Origin of the sequence: Clostridium sp. MT-14, from assembly GCF_042436595.1 — a bacterium.
In the GTDB taxonomy this organism is placed as follows: domain Bacteria; phylum Bacillota; class Clostridia; order Clostridiales; family Clostridiaceae; genus Clostridium_B; species Clostridium_B aromativorans.
In genome coordinates, this window is the sequence record NZ_JBHMIY010000005.1 from 74,596 (window position 1) to 91,453 (window position 16,858).

Genomic DNA, 16,858 nt, shown 5'->3' on the forward strand with positions numbered 1-16,858 from the left:
TCACCTCATCTTGTAAACCAGTGCCAATATCTCCGCTACTGCCTGGTACATTTCTACAGGAATTTCCCTGTCAATATCCACTTCATCATATAGGAGCCTTGCAAGAGGACGGTTTTCGATCACAGGCACATCATTTTCCACAGCCATCTTTTTTATTCTAAAAGCCACTGCATCCAGCCCTTTTGCCACTACCACCGGAGCACTGTTTTTGCCGTCTTCATATTTGAGGGCCACTGCTACATGGGTAGGATTCGTAACTACAACTGTTGCCTTTGGAACTTCCTGCATCATTCTTCTCATGCCTATTTCTCTCTGTTTTTGTTTTATCTTGCTCTTAATCTGGGGATCTCCTTCATCCTGCTTGTACTCCTCTTTTACCTCCTGTTTTGACATCTTAAGATCCTTGTTGTACTGAAAATTTTGAAATATGTAATCTATAATAGCTATGGCAAGCATTATTATAGTTATCCTAAAAAATATGTTCACAGTAAGTTTTGACAGTGCCTTGATCACGCTCTCAAAATTCAAACTGCTCAGTGTCATTATATACATGTAATTGTCTTTTATAAATTTATATCCTATAATTCCAACTATTACAATTACCAGGGTATCCTTAAAAAGTTCCATTACAGCTCTCATGGAGAACATTCTCTTAAACCCATTTATGGGATTCAATTTCGAGAAATCAGGTTTCAGCGTCTGGGCCGTCACAAGCCCCCTGGTCTGCAGTAAATTTGCCAAAACTCCCATGAGTAATATTGGCAGAGCTATGGGTAAAAATATAAGTGCCAGTCTCCATACAGTTATAAAAGCTATTTTCTGGACACTTCCATAATTTAAGGAAGTCAACAGATAATTATTTAAAAATGCCACCATGGTATCTTTCATCTGGGAACCTATATATCCTCCAAAGACAAGTATAGCTATCGTGGAAGCTAAAAGAGTCAGTGCTAGAGCCACTTCCTTACTTTTAGCAACCTGTCCCTTTTTTCTTGCATCACTTTTCTTTCTGGGAGTGGCTTCCTCCGTCTTGTCATCGGAGGCAAATATTATAAGCAGCGGCAGAGTATGATAAAATCCCCTTATGGAATCCGGTATGGCATAAAAAGTCTTTTCCATAATATTCAAAAATATAGGGAGTGCAAAGCAAAAGGAAGCCATGCCGACTAATATCTGTATTGGGAGCCCCAGTATCATTATGTTAAGCTGCGGTACAGTCCTTGCTATGAGAGCCATAGTCAAATTAACCACCAGCATTATGATGAGTATGGGAACTGCTATTTTCACTGCTATGGAAAAATATGTTATGAAAGCTTTTATTACAATATTGATGGATCCCTGTGTCAATAAAAAACTTCCAAGTTTTATGGTGCTGAAACTTTCCAGCAGGGATTTTATAAGCATATGATGGCCATCCACTGCCAGAAAAACCACCATACCGAGCCAGTACATAAGACGTTCCAGAAGAGTGGAGGTACTTTCGGAATTGGGATCAAACATACTCATCATGGAAAGTCCCACCTGTAAATCCATGTAACTGCCGGCAATTCTAAATGCCGTAAAACACAAGCTCACCATAAAACCCAGGGTGAGGCCTGCCGCGGCTTCATTTATACAATTGTATATAAACGGAATAGTACTGTTTATGTTATTCACAGTAGAATAATCTATACCCGGTAAAAGTATGTATGCCATAACCAGTGTCAATCCCACTTTAACCGTATTGGGAGTACCATTGGGAAAAAATATGGGAACCATCATGAAGAAACAGAACATTCTAATACTAACAAGTACTAAAGCCGTAAAATACAGTGTATTTATCAAACTAATCCACTCCGTAACTATAAACTATACACTCTTAACTATTAACTGATCACTGGGTTATATGTGCTATGTATGTAAAAATTCTTTCAGTAAAACTAACCATCTGGTGGAGCATCCAAACTCCGGTAAAAAGTCCCACTATGGCAATGGCAATAAGTTTAGGCACAAAGGTAAGTGTCTGTTCCTGTATCTGTGTAGTAGCCTGAAATATACTTATTATAAGTCCCACCAGTACTGAAACTATTAAAATTGGAGCTGAAATCAAAAGTCCCGTCTGTATTGCATCTTTTATGATACCCACTACCATATTTTCACTCATTCAAATTCACCTCACGAAAAACTTATAATCAAAGATTTCACCAGCAGATACCAGCCATCTACCATGACAAACAAAAGCAGTTTAAAAGGCAGTGATATCATAACAGGAGGAAGCATGAACATCCCCATTGACATGAGCACACTTGATACCACCAGATCTATTATCATAAACGGTATGTACAGCAGAAAACCTATTTGGAAAGCGGTTTTCAGCTCACTTATCATATAAGCTGGAATCACCACATAAAGAGGTGCATTGTCTTTCGTAACCTTATAATTGAGCTTGGCATTGTCCACAAAAAGTTTCAGATCCTTTTGTCTTGTCTGCCTCAGCATAAATTCCCTCAGTGGTTTTGCCCCCGTTTCTATAGCCTGTTCCTGTGTTATTTTATTGCTCAGGTAAGGCTGTATGGCTGTAGAATTTATTTTCCCATAAACGGGAAGCATTATAAATACCGTCATAAAAAGCGCAAGTCCTATCAATACCTGATTTGGAGGAGACTGCTGTGTTCCCATGGCACTTCTCAAGAATCCAAATACAACTATTATTCTCACAAAGCTTGTCATCATCATTACAAATGAAGGAAGCAGTGTCAAAATGGTAAGCACTATAAGCAGTTTTATACTGCCCACATACTGCTGGGGCGTGGAAGCATTGTCTACAGAAACATTCACATTTGGTATTGGGAAATCAGTAGGGGCTGCATGTGCTCTAAAACCTGCCAGAACAATAAAAACAAATATTAAAAATGAAATAACTATAATGCTTTTGCTGTGCTTAACGCTCATCTCTATCTTCCTTTTTCACTTTAAGTTTTTTAGCTGAAATACTGCGGCCGACTTTGTTCACCAAATCCTGCAGGCCGGTTTTCCTATATAAATCCCCTAAATTTTTATATTCGTAGACATTTTTCATACTTTCAACTTTTGACAATTCTTTCTCCGGCAGCTCACAGATTATTTCAACTTTTCCATTTGAAGACGAAATCACATATCCTTTTTCACCGATTTTTATTACAAACAAGCTATTTTCTTTGGAAAGCTGAGTTCTCTCAAGTATATTTATATATCTGCTGCCCTGAATACTCTTGAATTTTTGTCCTCCGTACCTGGCAAAAATATATATGAGGAAAACTATAAAGAGCAGTGACAAAATCACTTTAAACAGCATCCACCAAAATTGTAAGTCCATTTAAATTTCAACCTTTCCAATGGGATTTATACAAAACTGCCAAATCATATACTTTTACTGGGTGAGTATATCGTCAAAATATACATTATTCAATCTTCCATTTTCCAGCATGGGATTTATTTTCTGGATAATCTGCATTTTTATATTGTCCATATACTTTGGATTTATGTCGGACACCTTTTTGGTCCTCAGAATGTCTATGACAGCATCCCTTATCATAGGCTTCTTGTCTGTAAGCTCTTCATTCAACTTTTTATCGTCATATCCGAGATATGCACTTATTTTCAAGTAGTTTTTCCCACCCTCATCTGCCAGATTTACTGTAAAATCACCTAAGTCAAAAGTATATTTGGACACAACCTGCTGCAGATAACTTGAACTGCTGCTGTTTCCCTGGCTGGATGTCTGCTGGGTTTGAACCGATGAGCTGTTGTTCTGTGCAACTACATTTGGACTTTTGCTGCTGCCCTTTAAAAACTTGTTGTATCCAAAATAAGCTCCTGCACCTATAGCAGCCAAAAACAAAAGAGTTATCAAAACTATCTTGAAGTTTATTCCACTCTTTTTTTCCACTCCATTTTCCATCACACTCTCTCCTTTCAAAATATTATGTATAAGCTATTGAAACACTATTTAAAATCTCCCCTGTATATTTTTCTCTTGTACTCTATAACCTTTCTTATTATCTCATCATTGGATTCCTTCACCACATATTTGTTCCCGTTTGTAAGAGTTATCACACTCTGGGGAGTTTCCGTCAATTTTTCTATATGATCTGCATTTATAACAAATTCCCTGTCATTTAATCCCGTAAGTTTTATCATAGAAACCTCCTTATTCAATTCACAGTTCACATTTCAATGCACAATTGATGAGGATTTTCGGCTGCACCGAAAATCAACAATATTTGATATCTGAACTTTGATATTTGCCCTGCCTCGTGCTGGTTCTGTTAGAATTTTACCATCATCGGGCACAAGATACAATAATGAATTTGCCAGAATAACCCGGGATGATTTCTATAATTTGTTATGGATTCATAAATATGTAATACTCTTTTTACATTACAATGCACAATTGACAATGTACAAACTTATAATCAAGGGAGATTTTCGGCAGATGCCGAAAATCAACCATATCTGATATTTTATATCTGAACTTTGATATTCGAAATAGGCTATCTCTTCAGGTTGACCAGATCCTGGAGTATCTCGTCGTCTGTGGTTATTATCTTGCCGTTTGCCTGAAAGGCCCTTGTAGCTATTATCATGTCCGTGAACTGCTGTGCCAGGTCCACATTGGACATCTCCAGGGCGCCCTGAATCATGTTTCCGTAGCTGCCGCTGTTGTCGTCTGTAGTATCGCCTTTTCCGCTTCTCACTATAGGCTGTCCTGAGTTTGCAGATACAGTGTAGAGATTTCCGCCCTCCTTTACAAGACCCCCCTCATTCTGGAAGGATACCATGGCTATCTGCCCAATGGCAGCAGTTTTTCCATCCGCCAGCTGTGCAGTTATGTAACCGTCCTTTGACACTGAAAAAGATTTTACTTTTACCTCCTTGCCATCAACTGTTATACTATTTGGAATAGAAAGTGGTACTAATTGTCCTGTAATTGCTTCTACACCATCTTTTGAATTGGCATCTACAAAATCTATTTTGTTCTGTTCATCTGGATTAGAAGAATAATGTATAGTAGCATCTTGAGCAGTATCTTTTTCATTTTTACCTTTCAGCTCATATCCCATAACCCTATGACCGTCCACAGTGAGAAGATTTCCCTGGGTATCCAGGAAGAATGCACCGTCTCTCGTATAAGATGGTTCTATTTCATTAGTGGGGGCAGTTCCTTGTCCCAATATATCATTTGTAATTTTTATTCCAGTATTACCAGAGTCATCCCCCAAAGCACCGGTTCCCACTACAAAATATCCAGGTCCGTCTACCATGAAGTCCAGAGTTCTGTTGGTGGTTCCTACGCTTCCTGTTGTAAAATCCGTGCTTATACCTGCCACCTTCACTCCAAGGCCGCTCTGCTTTCCGTTGACACCGCCTATGCTGTTGCTGGGGGCACTTGGATCCGAAAGTGTCTGGCTTATGGTGTCCTGAAAGTTCATGCTCTGGGATTTGAATCCCGTGGTGGTGGAGTTTGCTATGTTGTTTGCAACTACGTTCAATTTCTGCTGGTTGGCCCTGAGGCCGCTTATTCCCGAGTACAATGATGGTAACATATATTTCCCTCCAATTTTTTTAAATTCACAATTTACAATTCACAAGGATTTTCGGCAGCTGCCGAAAATCAATTGTATTTGATATTTTTCTTGTCCTGTTTCTTTCATTCCGCAGAACCTGGCTTCCACCTTGTGGTCCGGCCAGCTTTTTTTGAATTCACAATTAACAATTAACAATTAACAATTGACAATTGACAATTAATGAGGATTTTCGGTTTCACCGAAAATCAATTATATTTGAAATAATTACACTATCACCATGCTGTCTATGTTGGTAAATACGCTGTCATTGTCCGCATTCTTGTTCAGTGCCGTAATCACAGTCCTGTTTTTTATGGAAGTGATGAGCACCGTATCCTTGTAGAGAAGTGCGGATTCCCTGCATCCTCTGTCATCCGCCCTATTTATGGCGGAGTTTATGTTTTTCATGTCCTTTTCACTTAACACTATGTTCCTGCTTTTAAGCCTCTCTGCAGCATGATTTGATATAGTAAAACTATTGGCCTTGTCTATCTCAGTCTTCAAGGTATCCTTGAAGGATATTTCCCTCTGGCGGCTGTTCTCCACATTATTCGTACTGTCTTGAATGCCGTATGCTGCAGCTATATCCTGTGTAAAATGCAGCTTGCCATTTACGACTCTATATCCCATGGTTTCATCACACCTGCACTTTATGAATTCTCTACCCTGGAAACCTGATCAAAATAAAAGTCCTTGGTTTCATTGTCCCCAATTTGCACCTTTATAATTATTCCGCCGGTTCCCCTGGATACGGACTGGACTACACCGCTGTAGTCATTTCCATCTTCATCTTTTTCATCTATATCAACTTTTTTGCCTATAAGTGAGGTTGCATTTAAAAGCATCATATTATTCGTAGTTGGATCAAAAGCATCTCCCAGATCATCGATTCTAATCACATCGTCTATGTCAAAATCCTTGTATATGCCATTGCCGTCCGCATCCTGGCCTATAAGTGTGTTCAGTGTTATGTCATCGCCATTTTTTAGGACTCCCACCACCTGGCCGTTATAATTGCTTCCATTGGAATCCAGATCGCTGAAGGTGACATATTTATTCACAAGTGAATTGGCTGAATTCAATTTATTGCTGCTGTTTAAATTGGTCATCTGCTCCAGAGATGAAAACTGTGCCAGCTGGCTGACATACTCCGTTCCGCTCTGGGAATCGCTGCTTGTAGGATCCTGATTTGAAAGTTCCGCTGCCAGTATTTTAAGGAACATGTTCTTATCTATGTCACCATTGGCCTTTACTATTTTAGTTCCCCTTTCAGTTCTGGTAGGATCACTGTAAAAATCACCGATGGTAGTGTCATCGTCACTGGATGAATCAGTTGTTTCATTTGTATTTACAGCATTCTGATCTGCAGCTGCAGCAGCCATATTATAATTTCGATTCAAGCTATTATCAACCGATATAGCCATAACAATTACCTCCTCTCCAAATTAAGCCAGTATATTTACATTGTTTTCCTCATAATAGTCCTCCTGGGGGGCTTCTTCCCCGGATATACTGTCAACGGTCATATTCTTTCCACTGCCGTTTCCCTTGTTCTGCTGTCCTTTTCTGCTTTCATCCCTGAAATAGGTAGTGTCCTCGTTGTAAAGATTCAGGGAAAAGCTTTGAACTCTTATATCATTGCCCTGAATTTTGTTTGATAAATCCTGTAGATTGTAATTCAAAAGATTGTAGGTATCCTGATTGGAGGCTGTGATAGCTGCTTTCATTTTGCCAGCTTCCATAACCAGATTTATGGTGATTTCCCCCAGTTCCCTGGGATTTACCTTTACTGTCAGCTGCTTCACATTGTTGAGATCCATGTATTTTAAAGTTTTTATGATATCAGAAGTAAAGGAATTTTTGTTTATGACCAGATTTTTCAGATTTTCTACAGTGTTGTCTCCGTTTATGTTTGAGAATTGTGTCATAAAATTGGCAGCTTTGGAGATCTTGTCTCCATCTCCGCCTTCTATTATTTTCTTCAATATTTCATCTCCACTGCCGGTGAGATTTCCACTGCCCTTGTCACTGGATTTATCAGAATTATTCTGGGACACGTTTCCGTCTTTAGAAGATATCAGGTTATTATTCGTACTCAACTGGTCATTTTGAGAAGATACCGTACTATTGTCCATATTTGACTGTCCATTCTGGATAATATCCTGCATCCTAGTTCCGGCCAAACCGGCATTTAAGCTCTCTCCTGTAGTATCTGTGCGCATCTGTGCAGCCAGGGCAGAATTTATCTCGCTTTTTATCTTGTTGTATATGTTCTGCTCCAGATTTGCTCCCTGGGATACTTTGGATAAAATACCTGCTTCCAATTTTTCACTGAACTCCCCGCTGATTCCAAGTTTCTGCAGAATATCTGCAAGTCCGTCTATATTTTTTTCCACTATTTTATCTATGATATTTTTGCTCCCAGCTGTATTGTCCGATATTATAGCCTGAAGGTTTTTCAAAATATCACTGCTTATGTTGTCACTTAGAAGATCACTTATTTTATCCATCAGTTCACTGTCATTCAAATTACCATTATAGGAAAACAACATATTGAGTATATAAGACAAATTTTTGGGATCTACATCTTCCTGCTTAATTTCATCTTCTATTTTCTCTATTTCCTCCTGACTGAAACCTGCCTTTTCCAGCTGCCCTTTCAGTTTTTCATCTAAATTTTGATCTTTGCTGCTGTCATTAACTGTAACACTGTCTTCTGATGTTCTACTTGCTTTTACATTTTCATTTGAATTATCGGATTTTGAGACATCCTTAAAGGCATCTTTTAATGTATTTTTGAAATCACCGGAATTTTTCACATTTGTCCTGTCTCCGGAAACATTTGATGCTGTGTTGTTTAGAACATCCGCGGCATTTACAGATGCTGCAGCATTTATGTTAGCCACTTTGTATTCACCTCCTTTCCAGCATATATGTACTCCAAAATAACAATCTTTAATCAAATCATTACCTTGTACCTAAATTTCTAATAAATCCATAGAGGGCAAATTCATCGTTCAACTTCTGCTCTATTCTATTCTGTTCCTTGACGAAGTTTCTGTATCCCTTGTCCTTTAATGTTTCCACAGTTTTTCTGTCAATCTGTCTCTGCTTCAGCTCTTCCCTTTTTCCCTCTACAATCTTTTCTTTTTTGCTGAGTTCCTGGGAGGTTTCATTTATGTTATAGTCCAGGGCATTTATATAGATATGCGTTATCTTCTGCTCTATGGCTGATGTGGGGAGAGGTCTGTTTTTATACTCATTATATTTTTCCTCCATCTGGGTAAGCTTCTCTTTTACCTTCAGCTTTTCACTTTGAGCCTTTTGAAATTCTATTTTACTTTTATCTTCTCTATCAATTCTCATATCCAAGAGTTTCTGCAGTTTAAAATTGTACTTCATTGGCTTTTCCTCCCTGATTTTAGTCAAACATGTTCTTCAATCTGTCTACACTTTCCTCTAAAGTAGAGTGTTCATCCATTTTCTGCTTCAAATAATCAACTATATCATCATAATATCTTATGGCCGTATCAACCTTCTTGTTGTTGCCCTTCACATAGGCACCTATATTTATAAGATCTTCTGAATTCCTGTATGTAGATAACATATCTCTTGCAAAAGATGCACTTTTCCTGTGCTCCTCGGTGGTTACTTCAGGCATGAGCCTGCTTATGCTGGCAAGTATGTCTATAGCAGGATAATGATTTTTATTGGCAAGAGTCCTTGACAGCACTATATGTCCATCCAATATACTTCTGACCGCATCTGCAATGGGCTCATTCAGATCGTCACCATCCACCAGAACAGTATAAAATGCAGTTATAGATCCTTTATCTGACATTCCCGCTCTCTCCATAAGCCTTGGGAGCTTTGCAAATACTGAAGGAGTATACCCCTTTGTAGCAGGAGGTTCTCCAACAGCTAGTCCTATTTCTCTCTGTGCCATGGCGAACCTGGTTACAGAATCCATCATGAGTATCACTTTTTTTCCCTTATCCCTGAAATACTCTGCAATGGCAGTTGCGGTAAAAGCTCCTTTCAGCCTGACAAGTGCAGGCTTATCAGAAGTTGCACATACTATGACGGATTTTTTCAATCCACTTTCCCCAAGGTCCTTTTCTATAAAATCCCTTACTTCTCTTCCTCTCTCACCTATAAGTGCTATTACATTCACATCTGCTTCAGCATATCTTGCAATCATGCCAAGAGTTGTACTTTTACCGACCCCACTTCCTGCAAATATACCAATTCTCTGACCTTCTCCGCAGGTCAAAAAACCATCTATGGCACGTATACCTGTAGAAATGGCACTGCTGATTCTTCTCCGCTTCAGCGGATCCGGCGGTTCCGCATCCAGTTCGTAGAAACTGCCGGATTTCAACGGATCTCCCTGAAGAGGATTGCCAAGTCCGTCCAAAACTTTTCCGAAAAGTTCCTCTGAACATTCAACATTTAGATGCCTTCTTTCAGGAACCACTCTGCATCCTGTGGAAATTCCAGTAAGCTCCCCCAGGGGCATGAGTATTATGTCATCTTCTTTAAAGCCCACAACTTCGCATACAATTTTATGATTTTCTTCATTATATATAGTACATACTTCTCCTATGAAGGCCTTTATTCCCTGAACCTCTATAGTAAGTCCTATTACTTTTTTTACAGTTCCCTCCTGGTAGGAAAAATTGGCCTCGCTTATTTTTCTATTCAATTCCTGAAAGTTTAAATTTATCACTAAATCATCACCCTTATGGCAAAAAATCTGCTAATTGACGCCCTCAAATATTTTCCTCAATTTCTTCACAGCTATGTCCACGGACAGCACAATTTTCCCATTATCTCTTTCTATAACTACACTGCCCTCTTCCAGAGACTCATCCGGTATTATGAATATATCCCCCTTAAAAGGCAGTTGCTCTCTCCACAGATCAACCTGCTTCTTAAATTCACAGCAGTATTTCTCTCTGCTCTTTATGATGAAAGTTTTAGAATTCTTAACCTGTGAAAGTGCATTAAACACCATCTGATTCAAACTGTCCTTGTTTTTAATCTCTTCTTTTAAAATATTCTCCACAGTATTTATTACAAATTTTTTGATTTCCTCTTCTTTTTCCGTCAAATATCTGTTTTTTTCCTCTACAGCAGCTTTTAAGACAGCATCTGCCTTCTTTCTTATATCTTCGCCTTCAATTTTAGCCTTTTCTATATTTTTCACATATCCTTCATCATAAGCACTTTTGAAGCCTTTCTCCTGCCCCCTTTTTCTGCCGTCCTCATATCCCTTTTTACTGGCAGCATCATAGGCCTTTTTTTTGATTTCCTCAGCTTCAACACTGGCTTTAGAAAGTATTTTCTCTCTTTCTTCGGCCGCACCTTTCAACATGGTTTGTATCAGACTGTCATAATTACCTTCAGGTGAATCGACATTGTTCTTCCTTTTAGGAGGAGGTTGTTTTTTAAATACCGTAACTATATCGTGAGTACCATCTTTATTTATGCTGTCACCTTTTATAATCTTATATGATGATCGCATCTTCTCCACCTCTCGCCATAACTATTTCTCCGGCTTCATCCAACCTTCTTATAATATTCACAATACCCTGCTGGGCCTTTTCCACATCCATAAGTCTTACAGGTCCCAGGAATTCTATATCTTCCTTCAGTGCTGCGGAAGCCCTCTTGGACTGGTTCCTGAAAATACACTCAGCCACCTCTTCAGAGCATCCTTTAAGTGCAAGTGAAAGATCCTTTGAGTCCACCTCTCTGAGTACCCTCTGAATGGATACATCATCCAGAGTGACAATATCCTCGAATACGAACATGGACTCTTTGACTTTTTCTGCCAGTTCTGCATCTTCCTTCTCCAATCCCTCTGTAATATTTTTCTCCGTAGCCCTGTCCACCTGATTCAATATATCCACAATGGTCTGGACACCACCAATTACTCTCATATCAGACTTAACTACGGAAGATAATTTGTCATCAAGTACTTTTTCTATTTCTTTTACAACCCTGTGGGAAGTAGTGCTCATTGTAGCAATTCTATAGGATACCTCAGCCTGAACATTTTCAGGAAGTGCTGAAAGTATCTGCCCGGCTTTGTCAGGCTGAAGATAACAGAGTATAAGCGCTATGGTCTGCGGGTGCTCATCTGATATTATATTCAAAAGCTGGTGAGCATCTGCCTTCCTAGCTATGGCAAAGGGTCTGAACTGCTGCGTCGCCTCTGTAACTTTATCCAGTATTTCAACTGCCCTCTGAGTTCCAAGGGCCTTTGACAAAAGATTTCTGGCATACTCTATGCCGCCTTCCAATAGATAATCCTTGGCTTTATTCATCTGTACGAATTCCTGAAGTATTTCCTTTTTCTGATCCGATTTCACTGAACTTATATTGGCTATTTCATAAGTTATCTTCTGTATCTCGGCTTCCGGCAGTCTTTTAATTATACCTGCAGCTGCTTCTGGTCCAAGAGTTATAAATAATATGGCAGCCTTCTGTACTCCAGTTAATTTTTGATTGTCCCTAGCCATTCTTATCACCTCTCATCTTCTGCTAACCATGATTTTATTATGTCTGCAACTTGATCAGGCTTATCTTTAGCGTATTTCTTTATTTCATTTTCAACGTGAGTATCTTCATTTTCCGATTCAAGTTCTACAGGTTTAAATTTAGGCTTCTCTTTAACCTGGGTTTCATCTCCTACAACTGCATCTATACCCTGAGGCTCCATTTCCTCATCAAACAAATCTTCCTCCTCATGTTTTCTTCTCCAGAGTATAACTCCAACTACAGTGGCAATCACTGCTGCTGCAATACCGCCTATAATTGCAATCAGCCTGTTTCTCTTTGCCAGCTGCTCTGCCTTATCCATGGCATCCATATCTTTCTTCGCATTGTCCTGGGCAGTGGTATCAAAAGGTATACCCTCTACATTTATGGTGTCTCCCCTGTTTGCATCATAACCTATGGAAGAAACTGCAAGATTTCTTATGGAATTCCTAGTAGCATCATCTACATTTCCATCCAATGCCACAGAAGCTGTAAGCCTCCTTACACTTCCAGGAGCTTTTACAGTTTTTTGCTCTGATTTGGATACATCATAATTTCTAGTGGCCTCATTGTAGGTTGAATTTCCATTATTTCCAGTAGTAGTCGTGGTATTGCTCATATTATTGTCCACGGGGCTGGCACCTGCATTATTTGTACCCCCGGCATTTGTGCTGTTTATCGTATGTTCACTTACCACTGCTCTTCTATTGGGATCGTAAGTCGTGGCGTCCTGCTGTACAGCATCAAAATCCAGGTCCGCATTTACTCTCACCTGAACCTTACCTTTGCCATATACGGTTTCCAGCATACTTAAAAGCCTCTTCTCAAGATCTTTTTCATACTGCTGCTGAAGCTGCTGCTGTTTTTCTGCAGGAACGGTGCTGTCTTCAGTACCAGTGCCTTCATCTTGATATAGATCCTTGGACAAAAGCTGCATCTTGTCATCTATAACCTGAACATTTTCCTTAGGTATATTTTTCACACCGCCTGATATAAGTGCAACCAAAGCCTTTACCTGATCCTGGCTCAATTTTTGTCCGGACTTCAGCTTCAAAGTTATAGAAGCACTTCCGGGCTGAGTATCTTTTACAAATTCAGTGTCATCTGGAAGTACAAGATGCACCCTGGCATCTTCAACCTGCGGAAGAGATTTTATAGTCCTCTCCAGTTCTCCCTGGAGAGCTCTCTGATAGTTCACCTTTATCTCTGCATCTGTAGTGCCCAAATTACTTTTATCAAACAGCTCAAAGCCCTGGCTTCCATTGGTGAGCTGTACTTCTGAAAGCACCTTCATCCTATCACTGTCTACCTCATCTTTAGGTACCAGAATTGAATTTCCCTCTACTTTGACATCTACTTTATCATCTTGGAGTTTTTTATACACTGCTGCTGAATCAGTTTCATTCATATTTGAAAAAAGCACTGCATATTTTTTCTTTCCCAAGGACATTCCTCCAAATATAATCGCCGCTATAATTCCCACAGCTATGACTCCAAAAGCTATCTTTTTATTTCTACTCAAATTTTTCCATTTATCTATTAAATTCTTAAAAAATTGCGATAGCTTACCCATCCATTAGCACTCCTTCTACAACTGTGTTCTATTCAATTCCTGGTATGCATCTACAAGTTTATTCCTGATTTGCACCGCCAATTCCAGCGACATCTTAGCTTGTTCCGTATCCAGCATTACATTGTGTATATCCGTTCTGTCACCTTCTATAAGCTCTTTGGTGCTGTTATCCGCCTGCACCTGCTGGTCATTTACCTCATCCAGCTCATTTTTCAGCATTGACGCAAAATCGGATATACTGCTGTCATTTTCATCTGTACTTCCATCTACTTTGCCATCTTCTGATATGGCGTTATTAAGATTATTAACTACTGTATTATTGCCGTTTAGATTGCTGTCCTGAACAGACTTGTTAAAATCAAATACACTGCTGTCAGGCACATATTCATTTATTCTCATATGTACTTATCCCCTTTTCTATTTTCCTATTTCCAGAGCTTTCGAAAACATGCTCTTTTCCGCATCAATGGCACTTACATTTGCTTCATAGGATCTGGTAGCCACCATCATGTCGGCCATTTCATTTAATATATTTACGTTAGGCATGGACACATAACCATCAGCATCTGCATCTGGATTAGTAGGATCATATACCCTCTTAAATGGTGAAGGATCATCAACTACTCCCACAGCTTTAACACCTCTGGGTATATCTTCATATTGTCCATTTTTATTTAATTCACTCTGTAAATTTTCCTGAAAAACCGCTACTTTCCTTCTATATGGTTGTCCATCAGCTCCTCTAGTAGTCTCTACATTGGCCATATTGGAAGCTATGGTATCCATTCTTAGTCTCTCTGCTGAAAGTCCGCTGGCACTTATTCTCATTGTATTAAAAGCTTCAATCACAATTATCACCCCTATCTTCCATCTATTACATACCGCTTCATGGCCAGTCTGCTGTTTATCTGTGTTACAAGTGCATTGTACATGAGAGCATTAGCTGACTGATTTACCATCTCATTGTCTATGTCCACATTATTTCCGTCTTCCCGCATGCTGGTACTATTGTCTGTTTCCAACTCAACGGAGCCATAATCACTGTCTATTTTCATGTGTTTTTCATCATCTGTCTTAAGTTCCAAATCATCCATACTTTTTTTTAAATTTTCTTCAAAAGTGACATATTTCCTTTTATACCCCTTGGTATTTATATTGGATATATTTTCGGCTGTTGCGCTGCTCCTGGCCTGGGATGCATCCAATCCTTTCTGCAGCAGAGTATACACTAATTCGTCATTAGGCAACTGAGATATGTTCAATTATTATCCCTCCATTTCCATTATTCTATATAATTGTATATATTTTCATTTACAAATTTTCCAAAAAGGAAATATATTTAATCACATTTTATTTTTGATTAAAATCACATTCAATATAACTTATATTACCACAAAATTATATGTTAATGCTACAATTATATGAAATTTTTTCTAATTAATATAAATTTTAATCAAAAACAAGAAATTACGATATTATAATACAATTTTTATGAAAATATTTTCTTTTCTGCCATTAATAGCATACATAAATACATAGTATATTATTTATTTTCCAATATTCATGTTACAGATATGTTATATTTGCGTTATTTCATATAAAAATTCACATTGTTTTCAGCAAAAAACATCAGGGAACTACTTAAACATAGATAAACTCTATATTTAGGTAGTTCCCCGCTGTAAAAAATTATTTTCGGGTATTCTCCAGTATTTTAAGTACATCCTGCGGAAGTTCATTGGCTTGTGCAATCATGGCATTGGATGCCTGCACAATTATAGATTCCTTTGAGTAACCTACTATTTCTTCCGCTATATCAGCATCACTTAAACCGCTGTCTGCATCAATCATCCGATCTGTTAACTCCTGCATGTTATAATAATTGGATTCAAATTTATTTTCCAGTGCACCATATTTGCTCCTGTAAGAAATGACCTTATTTAAAGTACTGTCTATCGCAGTAAGAGCATCATCTACATTACCATCCAATACATCTTTACCCTTACCACTTTTGATAAGATACAACTCCGATATATCGCTCTGTTCACTATTTGTCAAATCCAGCTGTGGTATGTCTGCACTTTCTCCCGCATTGGCCCCTATTTGCATACTTAAGACCTTATCCTCTTCATTTTGTCCCAGCAGCTTCAATCCGTTGAATTCCGTCTGATCCGCCATAGAACTTATTCCATCCAGCAGCTGATCTATTTCATTTTGTATCACACTTCTGTCCGATGGAGTAGTCGTCCCATTGCCCGCCTGCAGTGTAAGCTGTCTTATTCTCTGAATCATACTCGTGATCTCCTGAAGCCCTCCTTCTGCAGTCTGAAGCATGCTCACGCCATCCTGTACATTTCTAGCTGCAGTTTGAAGCCCGCCTATCTGCAATTTAATATTCTGGCTCTGTACCATTCCGCTGGGATTGTCCTTGGCACTGTTTAATTTAAGGCCGCCGGATATTCTAATTAAATTTCCGCTTTGTCTTTTTAAAGCCTGGTTTTGAAGAAAATTCAAAGTCAATGCCGGCATGTTATAGCTTATTCTCATAAAAACCCCACTCCTCTTTTCATTGCCCACACAACAATATTACACAATATTATTATCGAAAGCTCCTATAAAATGCTTTAGTGGAAATTTCAATATGAATTATACAACTACTTTAAATCATAATTTTTTATGGACAACTTCACTATGGATTGCATGTCCTATATAGTTCTGTCATAGGGTTCCATTTTTACATACATCTTAAATAATTCCAGTGCCTGTTCCTCACTTATCTGTCCACTATCTAAATTGCGATATAATATATATAAATTGGCATTCATATTTGGATCTGTACTTTTGGTTTCCTTCATCTTTTCAAGTATCTTCTGTTTAAGGGAAATATTTCTTTTGTAAAGTTCTTCTTCTATTAAATTCAACATTTTCTCTGCTTCTTTTTTTATGGACTTTTCCCTGCTGCTTATCTTTATATTTTTCAATCCCGAAATCAACATATCTATACAATTCTTATTAATAAGTATTTTCTCCGACTTGTCACTTCCCATAAAAACTCCCATCCTTCCTTAAATTATCCTACCTTATATTTTACCAACTGAAGTAATATAATGTCAAAGGAACTGTCCTCAAGAATCACCTGATTCAATAGCTAGTA

20 protein-coding genes are annotated in these 16,858 nt (G+C 38.5%); all 20 read right to left on the minus strand.

Features of this window, described 5'->3' with window-relative positions:
- A complete protein-coding gene (locus tag ACFHWD_RS05930) occupies nucleotides 1-1,824 on the minus strand; it encodes a fused FliR family export protein/FlhB family type III secretion system protein (RefSeq protein WP_150356370.1) in 1,824 nt (607 codons plus the stop codon).
- A gap of 49 nt (nucleotides 1,825-1,873) precedes the next feature.
- A complete protein-coding gene (gene fliQ, locus ACFHWD_RS05935) occupies nucleotides 1,874-2,143 on the minus strand; it encodes a flagellar biosynthesis protein FliQ (protein WP_150356369.1) in 270 nt (89 codons plus the stop codon).
- An 11-nt stretch (nucleotides 2,144-2,154) separates the two neighbouring features.
- On the minus strand, nucleotides 2,155-2,931 hold the full coding sequence (fliP, locus tag ACFHWD_RS05940) for a flagellar type III secretion system pore protein FliP (protein ID WP_378060992.1): 777 nt from the start codon (nucleotides 2,929-2,931) through the stop codon (nucleotides 2,155-2,157).
- Complete coding sequence (gene fliO / locus ACFHWD_RS05945; protein WP_179977098.1) at nucleotides 2,921-3,334, minus strand: flagellar biosynthetic protein FliO; 414 nt, start codon at nucleotides 3,332-3,334, stop codon at nucleotides 2,921-2,923. The genes fliP and fliO overlap by 11 nt, the downstream gene beginning before the upstream one ends.
- Nucleotides 3,335-3,388: 54 nt before the next feature.
- A complete protein-coding gene (gene fliL / locus ACFHWD_RS05950) occupies nucleotides 3,389-3,919 on the minus strand; it encodes a flagellar basal body-associated protein FliL (protein WP_179977097.1) in 531 nt (176 codons plus the stop codon).
- A gap of 44 nt (nucleotides 3,920-3,963) precedes the next feature.
- Nucleotides 3,964-4,158 (minus strand): flagellar FlbD family protein, encoded by a 195-nt coding sequence (locus tag ACFHWD_RS05955; protein ID WP_150356365.1) that lies wholly within the window; start codon nucleotides 4,156-4,158, stop codon nucleotides 3,964-3,966.
- A gap of 353 nt (nucleotides 4,159-4,511) precedes the next feature.
- Nucleotides 4,512-5,564: a flagellar hook-basal body complex protein gene (locus ACFHWD_RS05960; protein ID WP_179977096.1), complete on the minus strand. Its 1,053-nt coding sequence runs from the start codon at nucleotides 5,562-5,564 to the stop codon at nucleotides 4,512-4,514.
- A 246-nt stretch (nucleotides 5,565-5,810) separates the two neighbouring features.
- A complete protein-coding gene (locus tag ACFHWD_RS05965) occupies nucleotides 5,811-6,215 on the minus strand; it encodes a TIGR02530 family flagellar biosynthesis protein (protein WP_150356363.1) in 405 nt (134 codons plus the stop codon).
- Between the two features lie 20 nt (nucleotides 6,216-6,235).
- The gene (locus ACFHWD_RS05970) at nucleotides 6,236-7,009 is read right to left on the minus strand and encodes a flagellar hook assembly protein FlgD (RefSeq protein WP_179977095.1); all 774 of its coding nucleotides are present in this window, start codon (nucleotides 7,007-7,009) and stop codon (nucleotides 6,236-6,238) included.
- 21 nt (nucleotides 7,010-7,030) lie between these two features.
- Entirely contained in the window at nucleotides 7,031-8,491 is a 1,461-nt protein-coding gene (locus tag ACFHWD_RS05975; protein ID WP_179977094.1) for a flagellar hook-length control protein FliK, read from the minus strand.
- Between the two features lie 61 nt (nucleotides 8,492-8,552).
- Nucleotides 8,553-8,987 (minus strand): flagellar export protein FliJ, encoded by a 435-nt coding sequence (gene fliJ, locus ACFHWD_RS05980; protein WP_150356360.1) that lies wholly within the window; start codon nucleotides 8,985-8,987, stop codon nucleotides 8,553-8,555.
- Nucleotides 8,988-9,006: 19 nt separating this feature from the next.
- The gene (gene fliI / locus ACFHWD_RS05985) at nucleotides 9,007-10,314 is read right to left on the minus strand and encodes a flagellar protein export ATPase FliI (RefSeq protein ID WP_179977093.1); all 1,308 of its coding nucleotides are present in this window, start codon (nucleotides 10,312-10,314) and stop codon (nucleotides 9,007-9,009) included.
- A 30-nt stretch (nucleotides 10,315-10,344) separates the two neighbouring features.
- Nucleotides 10,345-11,112, minus strand: coding sequence for a flagellar assembly protein FliH (locus tag ACFHWD_RS05990; protein WP_179977092.1), 768 nt, complete (start codon nucleotides 11,110-11,112; stop codon nucleotides 10,345-10,347).
- Nucleotides 11,096-12,112: a flagellar motor switch protein FliG gene (gene fliG, locus ACFHWD_RS05995; RefSeq protein WP_150356357.1), complete on the minus strand. Its 1,017-nt coding sequence runs from the start codon at nucleotides 12,110-12,112 to the stop codon at nucleotides 11,096-11,098. The genes ACFHWD_RS05990 and fliG overlap by 17 nt, the downstream gene beginning before the upstream one ends.
- A gap of 5 nt (nucleotides 12,113-12,117) precedes the next feature.
- Complete coding sequence (fliF, locus tag ACFHWD_RS06000) at nucleotides 12,118-13,704, minus strand: flagellar basal-body MS-ring/collar protein FliF (RefSeq protein ID WP_179977091.1); 1,587 nt, start codon at nucleotides 13,702-13,704, stop codon at nucleotides 12,118-12,120.
- Between the two features lie 15 nt (nucleotides 13,705-13,719).
- On the minus strand, nucleotides 13,720-14,103 hold the full coding sequence (gene fliE / locus ACFHWD_RS06005) for a flagellar hook-basal body complex protein FliE (protein ID WP_150356355.1): 384 nt from the start codon (nucleotides 14,101-14,103) through the stop codon (nucleotides 13,720-13,722).
- Between the two features lie 18 nt (nucleotides 14,104-14,121).
- Nucleotides 14,122-14,553, minus strand: a complete 432-nt coding sequence (gene flgC, locus ACFHWD_RS06010) for a flagellar basal body rod protein FlgC (protein WP_150356354.1) — start codon at nucleotides 14,551-14,553, stop codon at nucleotides 14,122-14,124.
- An 11-nt stretch (nucleotides 14,554-14,564) separates the two neighbouring features.
- A complete protein-coding gene (gene flgB, locus ACFHWD_RS06015) occupies nucleotides 14,565-14,966 on the minus strand; it encodes a flagellar basal body rod protein FlgB (protein WP_150356353.1) in 402 nt (133 codons plus the stop codon).
- A gap of 427 nt (nucleotides 14,967-15,393) precedes the next feature.
- Nucleotides 15,394-16,251 carry a flagellin gene (locus ACFHWD_RS06020; protein ID WP_150356352.1) on the minus strand — a complete coding sequence of 286 codons (858 nt, stop codon included), beginning with the start codon at nucleotides 16,249-16,251 and terminating at the stop codon, nucleotides 15,394-15,396.
- A gap of 158 nt (nucleotides 16,252-16,409) precedes the next feature.
- A complete protein-coding gene (locus tag ACFHWD_RS06025; RefSeq protein ID WP_150356351.1) occupies nucleotides 16,410-16,751 on the minus strand; it encodes a hypothetical protein in 342 nt (113 codons plus the stop codon).
- Between the last annotated feature and the right edge of the window lie 107 nt (nucleotides 16,752-16,858).

Bases quoted from the DNA above. Each gene is read 5' to 3' on its own strand.
- ACFHWD_RS05965 (WP_150356363.1), bottom strand. From the start codon at position 6,215: ATGGGATATAGAGTCGTAAATGGCAAGCTGCATTTTACACAGGATATA.
- ACFHWD_RS05955 (WP_150356365.1), bottom strand. From the start codon at position 4,158: ATGATAAAACTTACGGGATTAAATGACAGGGAATTTGTTATAAATGCA.
- fliE (WP_150356355.1), bottom strand. From the start codon at position 14,103: ATGAGAATAAATGAATATGTGCCTGACAGCAGTGTATTTGATTTTAAC.
- ACFHWD_RS05970 (WP_179977095.1), bottom strand. From the start codon at position 7,009: ATGGCTATATCGGTTGATAATAGCTTGAATCGAAATTATAATATGGCT.
- fliQ (WP_150356369.1), bottom strand. From the start codon at position 2,143: ATGAGTGAAAATATGGTAGTGGGTATCATAAAAGATGCAATACAGACG.
- fliF (WP_179977091.1), bottom strand. From the start codon at position 13,704: ATGGGTAAGCTATCGCAATTTTTTAAGAATTTAATAGATAAATGGAAA.
- ACFHWD_RS05960 (WP_179977096.1), bottom strand. From the start codon at position 5,564: ATGTTACCATCATTGTACTCGGGAATAAGCGGCCTCAGGGCCAACCAG.
- fliG (WP_150356357.1), bottom strand. From the start codon at position 12,112: ATGGCTAGGGACAATCAAAAATTAACTGGAGTACAGAAGGCTGCCATA.
- fliP (WP_378060992.1), bottom strand. From the start codon at position 2,931: ATGAGCGTTAAGCACAGCAAAAGCATTATAGTTATTTCATTTTTAATA.
- fliO (WP_179977098.1), bottom strand. From the start codon at position 3,334: ATGGACTTACAATTTTGGTGGATGCTGTTTAAAGTGATTTTGTCACTG.
- ACFHWD_RS05990 (WP_179977092.1), bottom strand. From the start codon at position 11,112: ATGCGATCATCATATAAGATTATAAAAGGTGACAGCATAAATAAAGAT.
- ACFHWD_RS06020 (WP_150356352.1), bottom strand. From the start codon at position 16,251: ATGAGAATAAGCTATAACATGCCGGCATTGACTTTGAATTTTCTTCAA.
- fliL (WP_179977097.1), bottom strand. From the start codon at position 3,919: ATGGAAAATGGAGTGGAAAAAAAGAGTGGAATAAACTTCAAGATAGTT.
- fliJ (WP_150356360.1), bottom strand. From the start codon at position 8,987: ATGAAGTACAATTTTAAACTGCAGAAACTCTTGGATATGAGAATTGAT.
- ACFHWD_RS06025 (WP_150356351.1), bottom strand. From the start codon at position 16,751: ATGGGAAGTGACAAGTCGGAGAAAATACTTATTAATAAGAATTGTATA.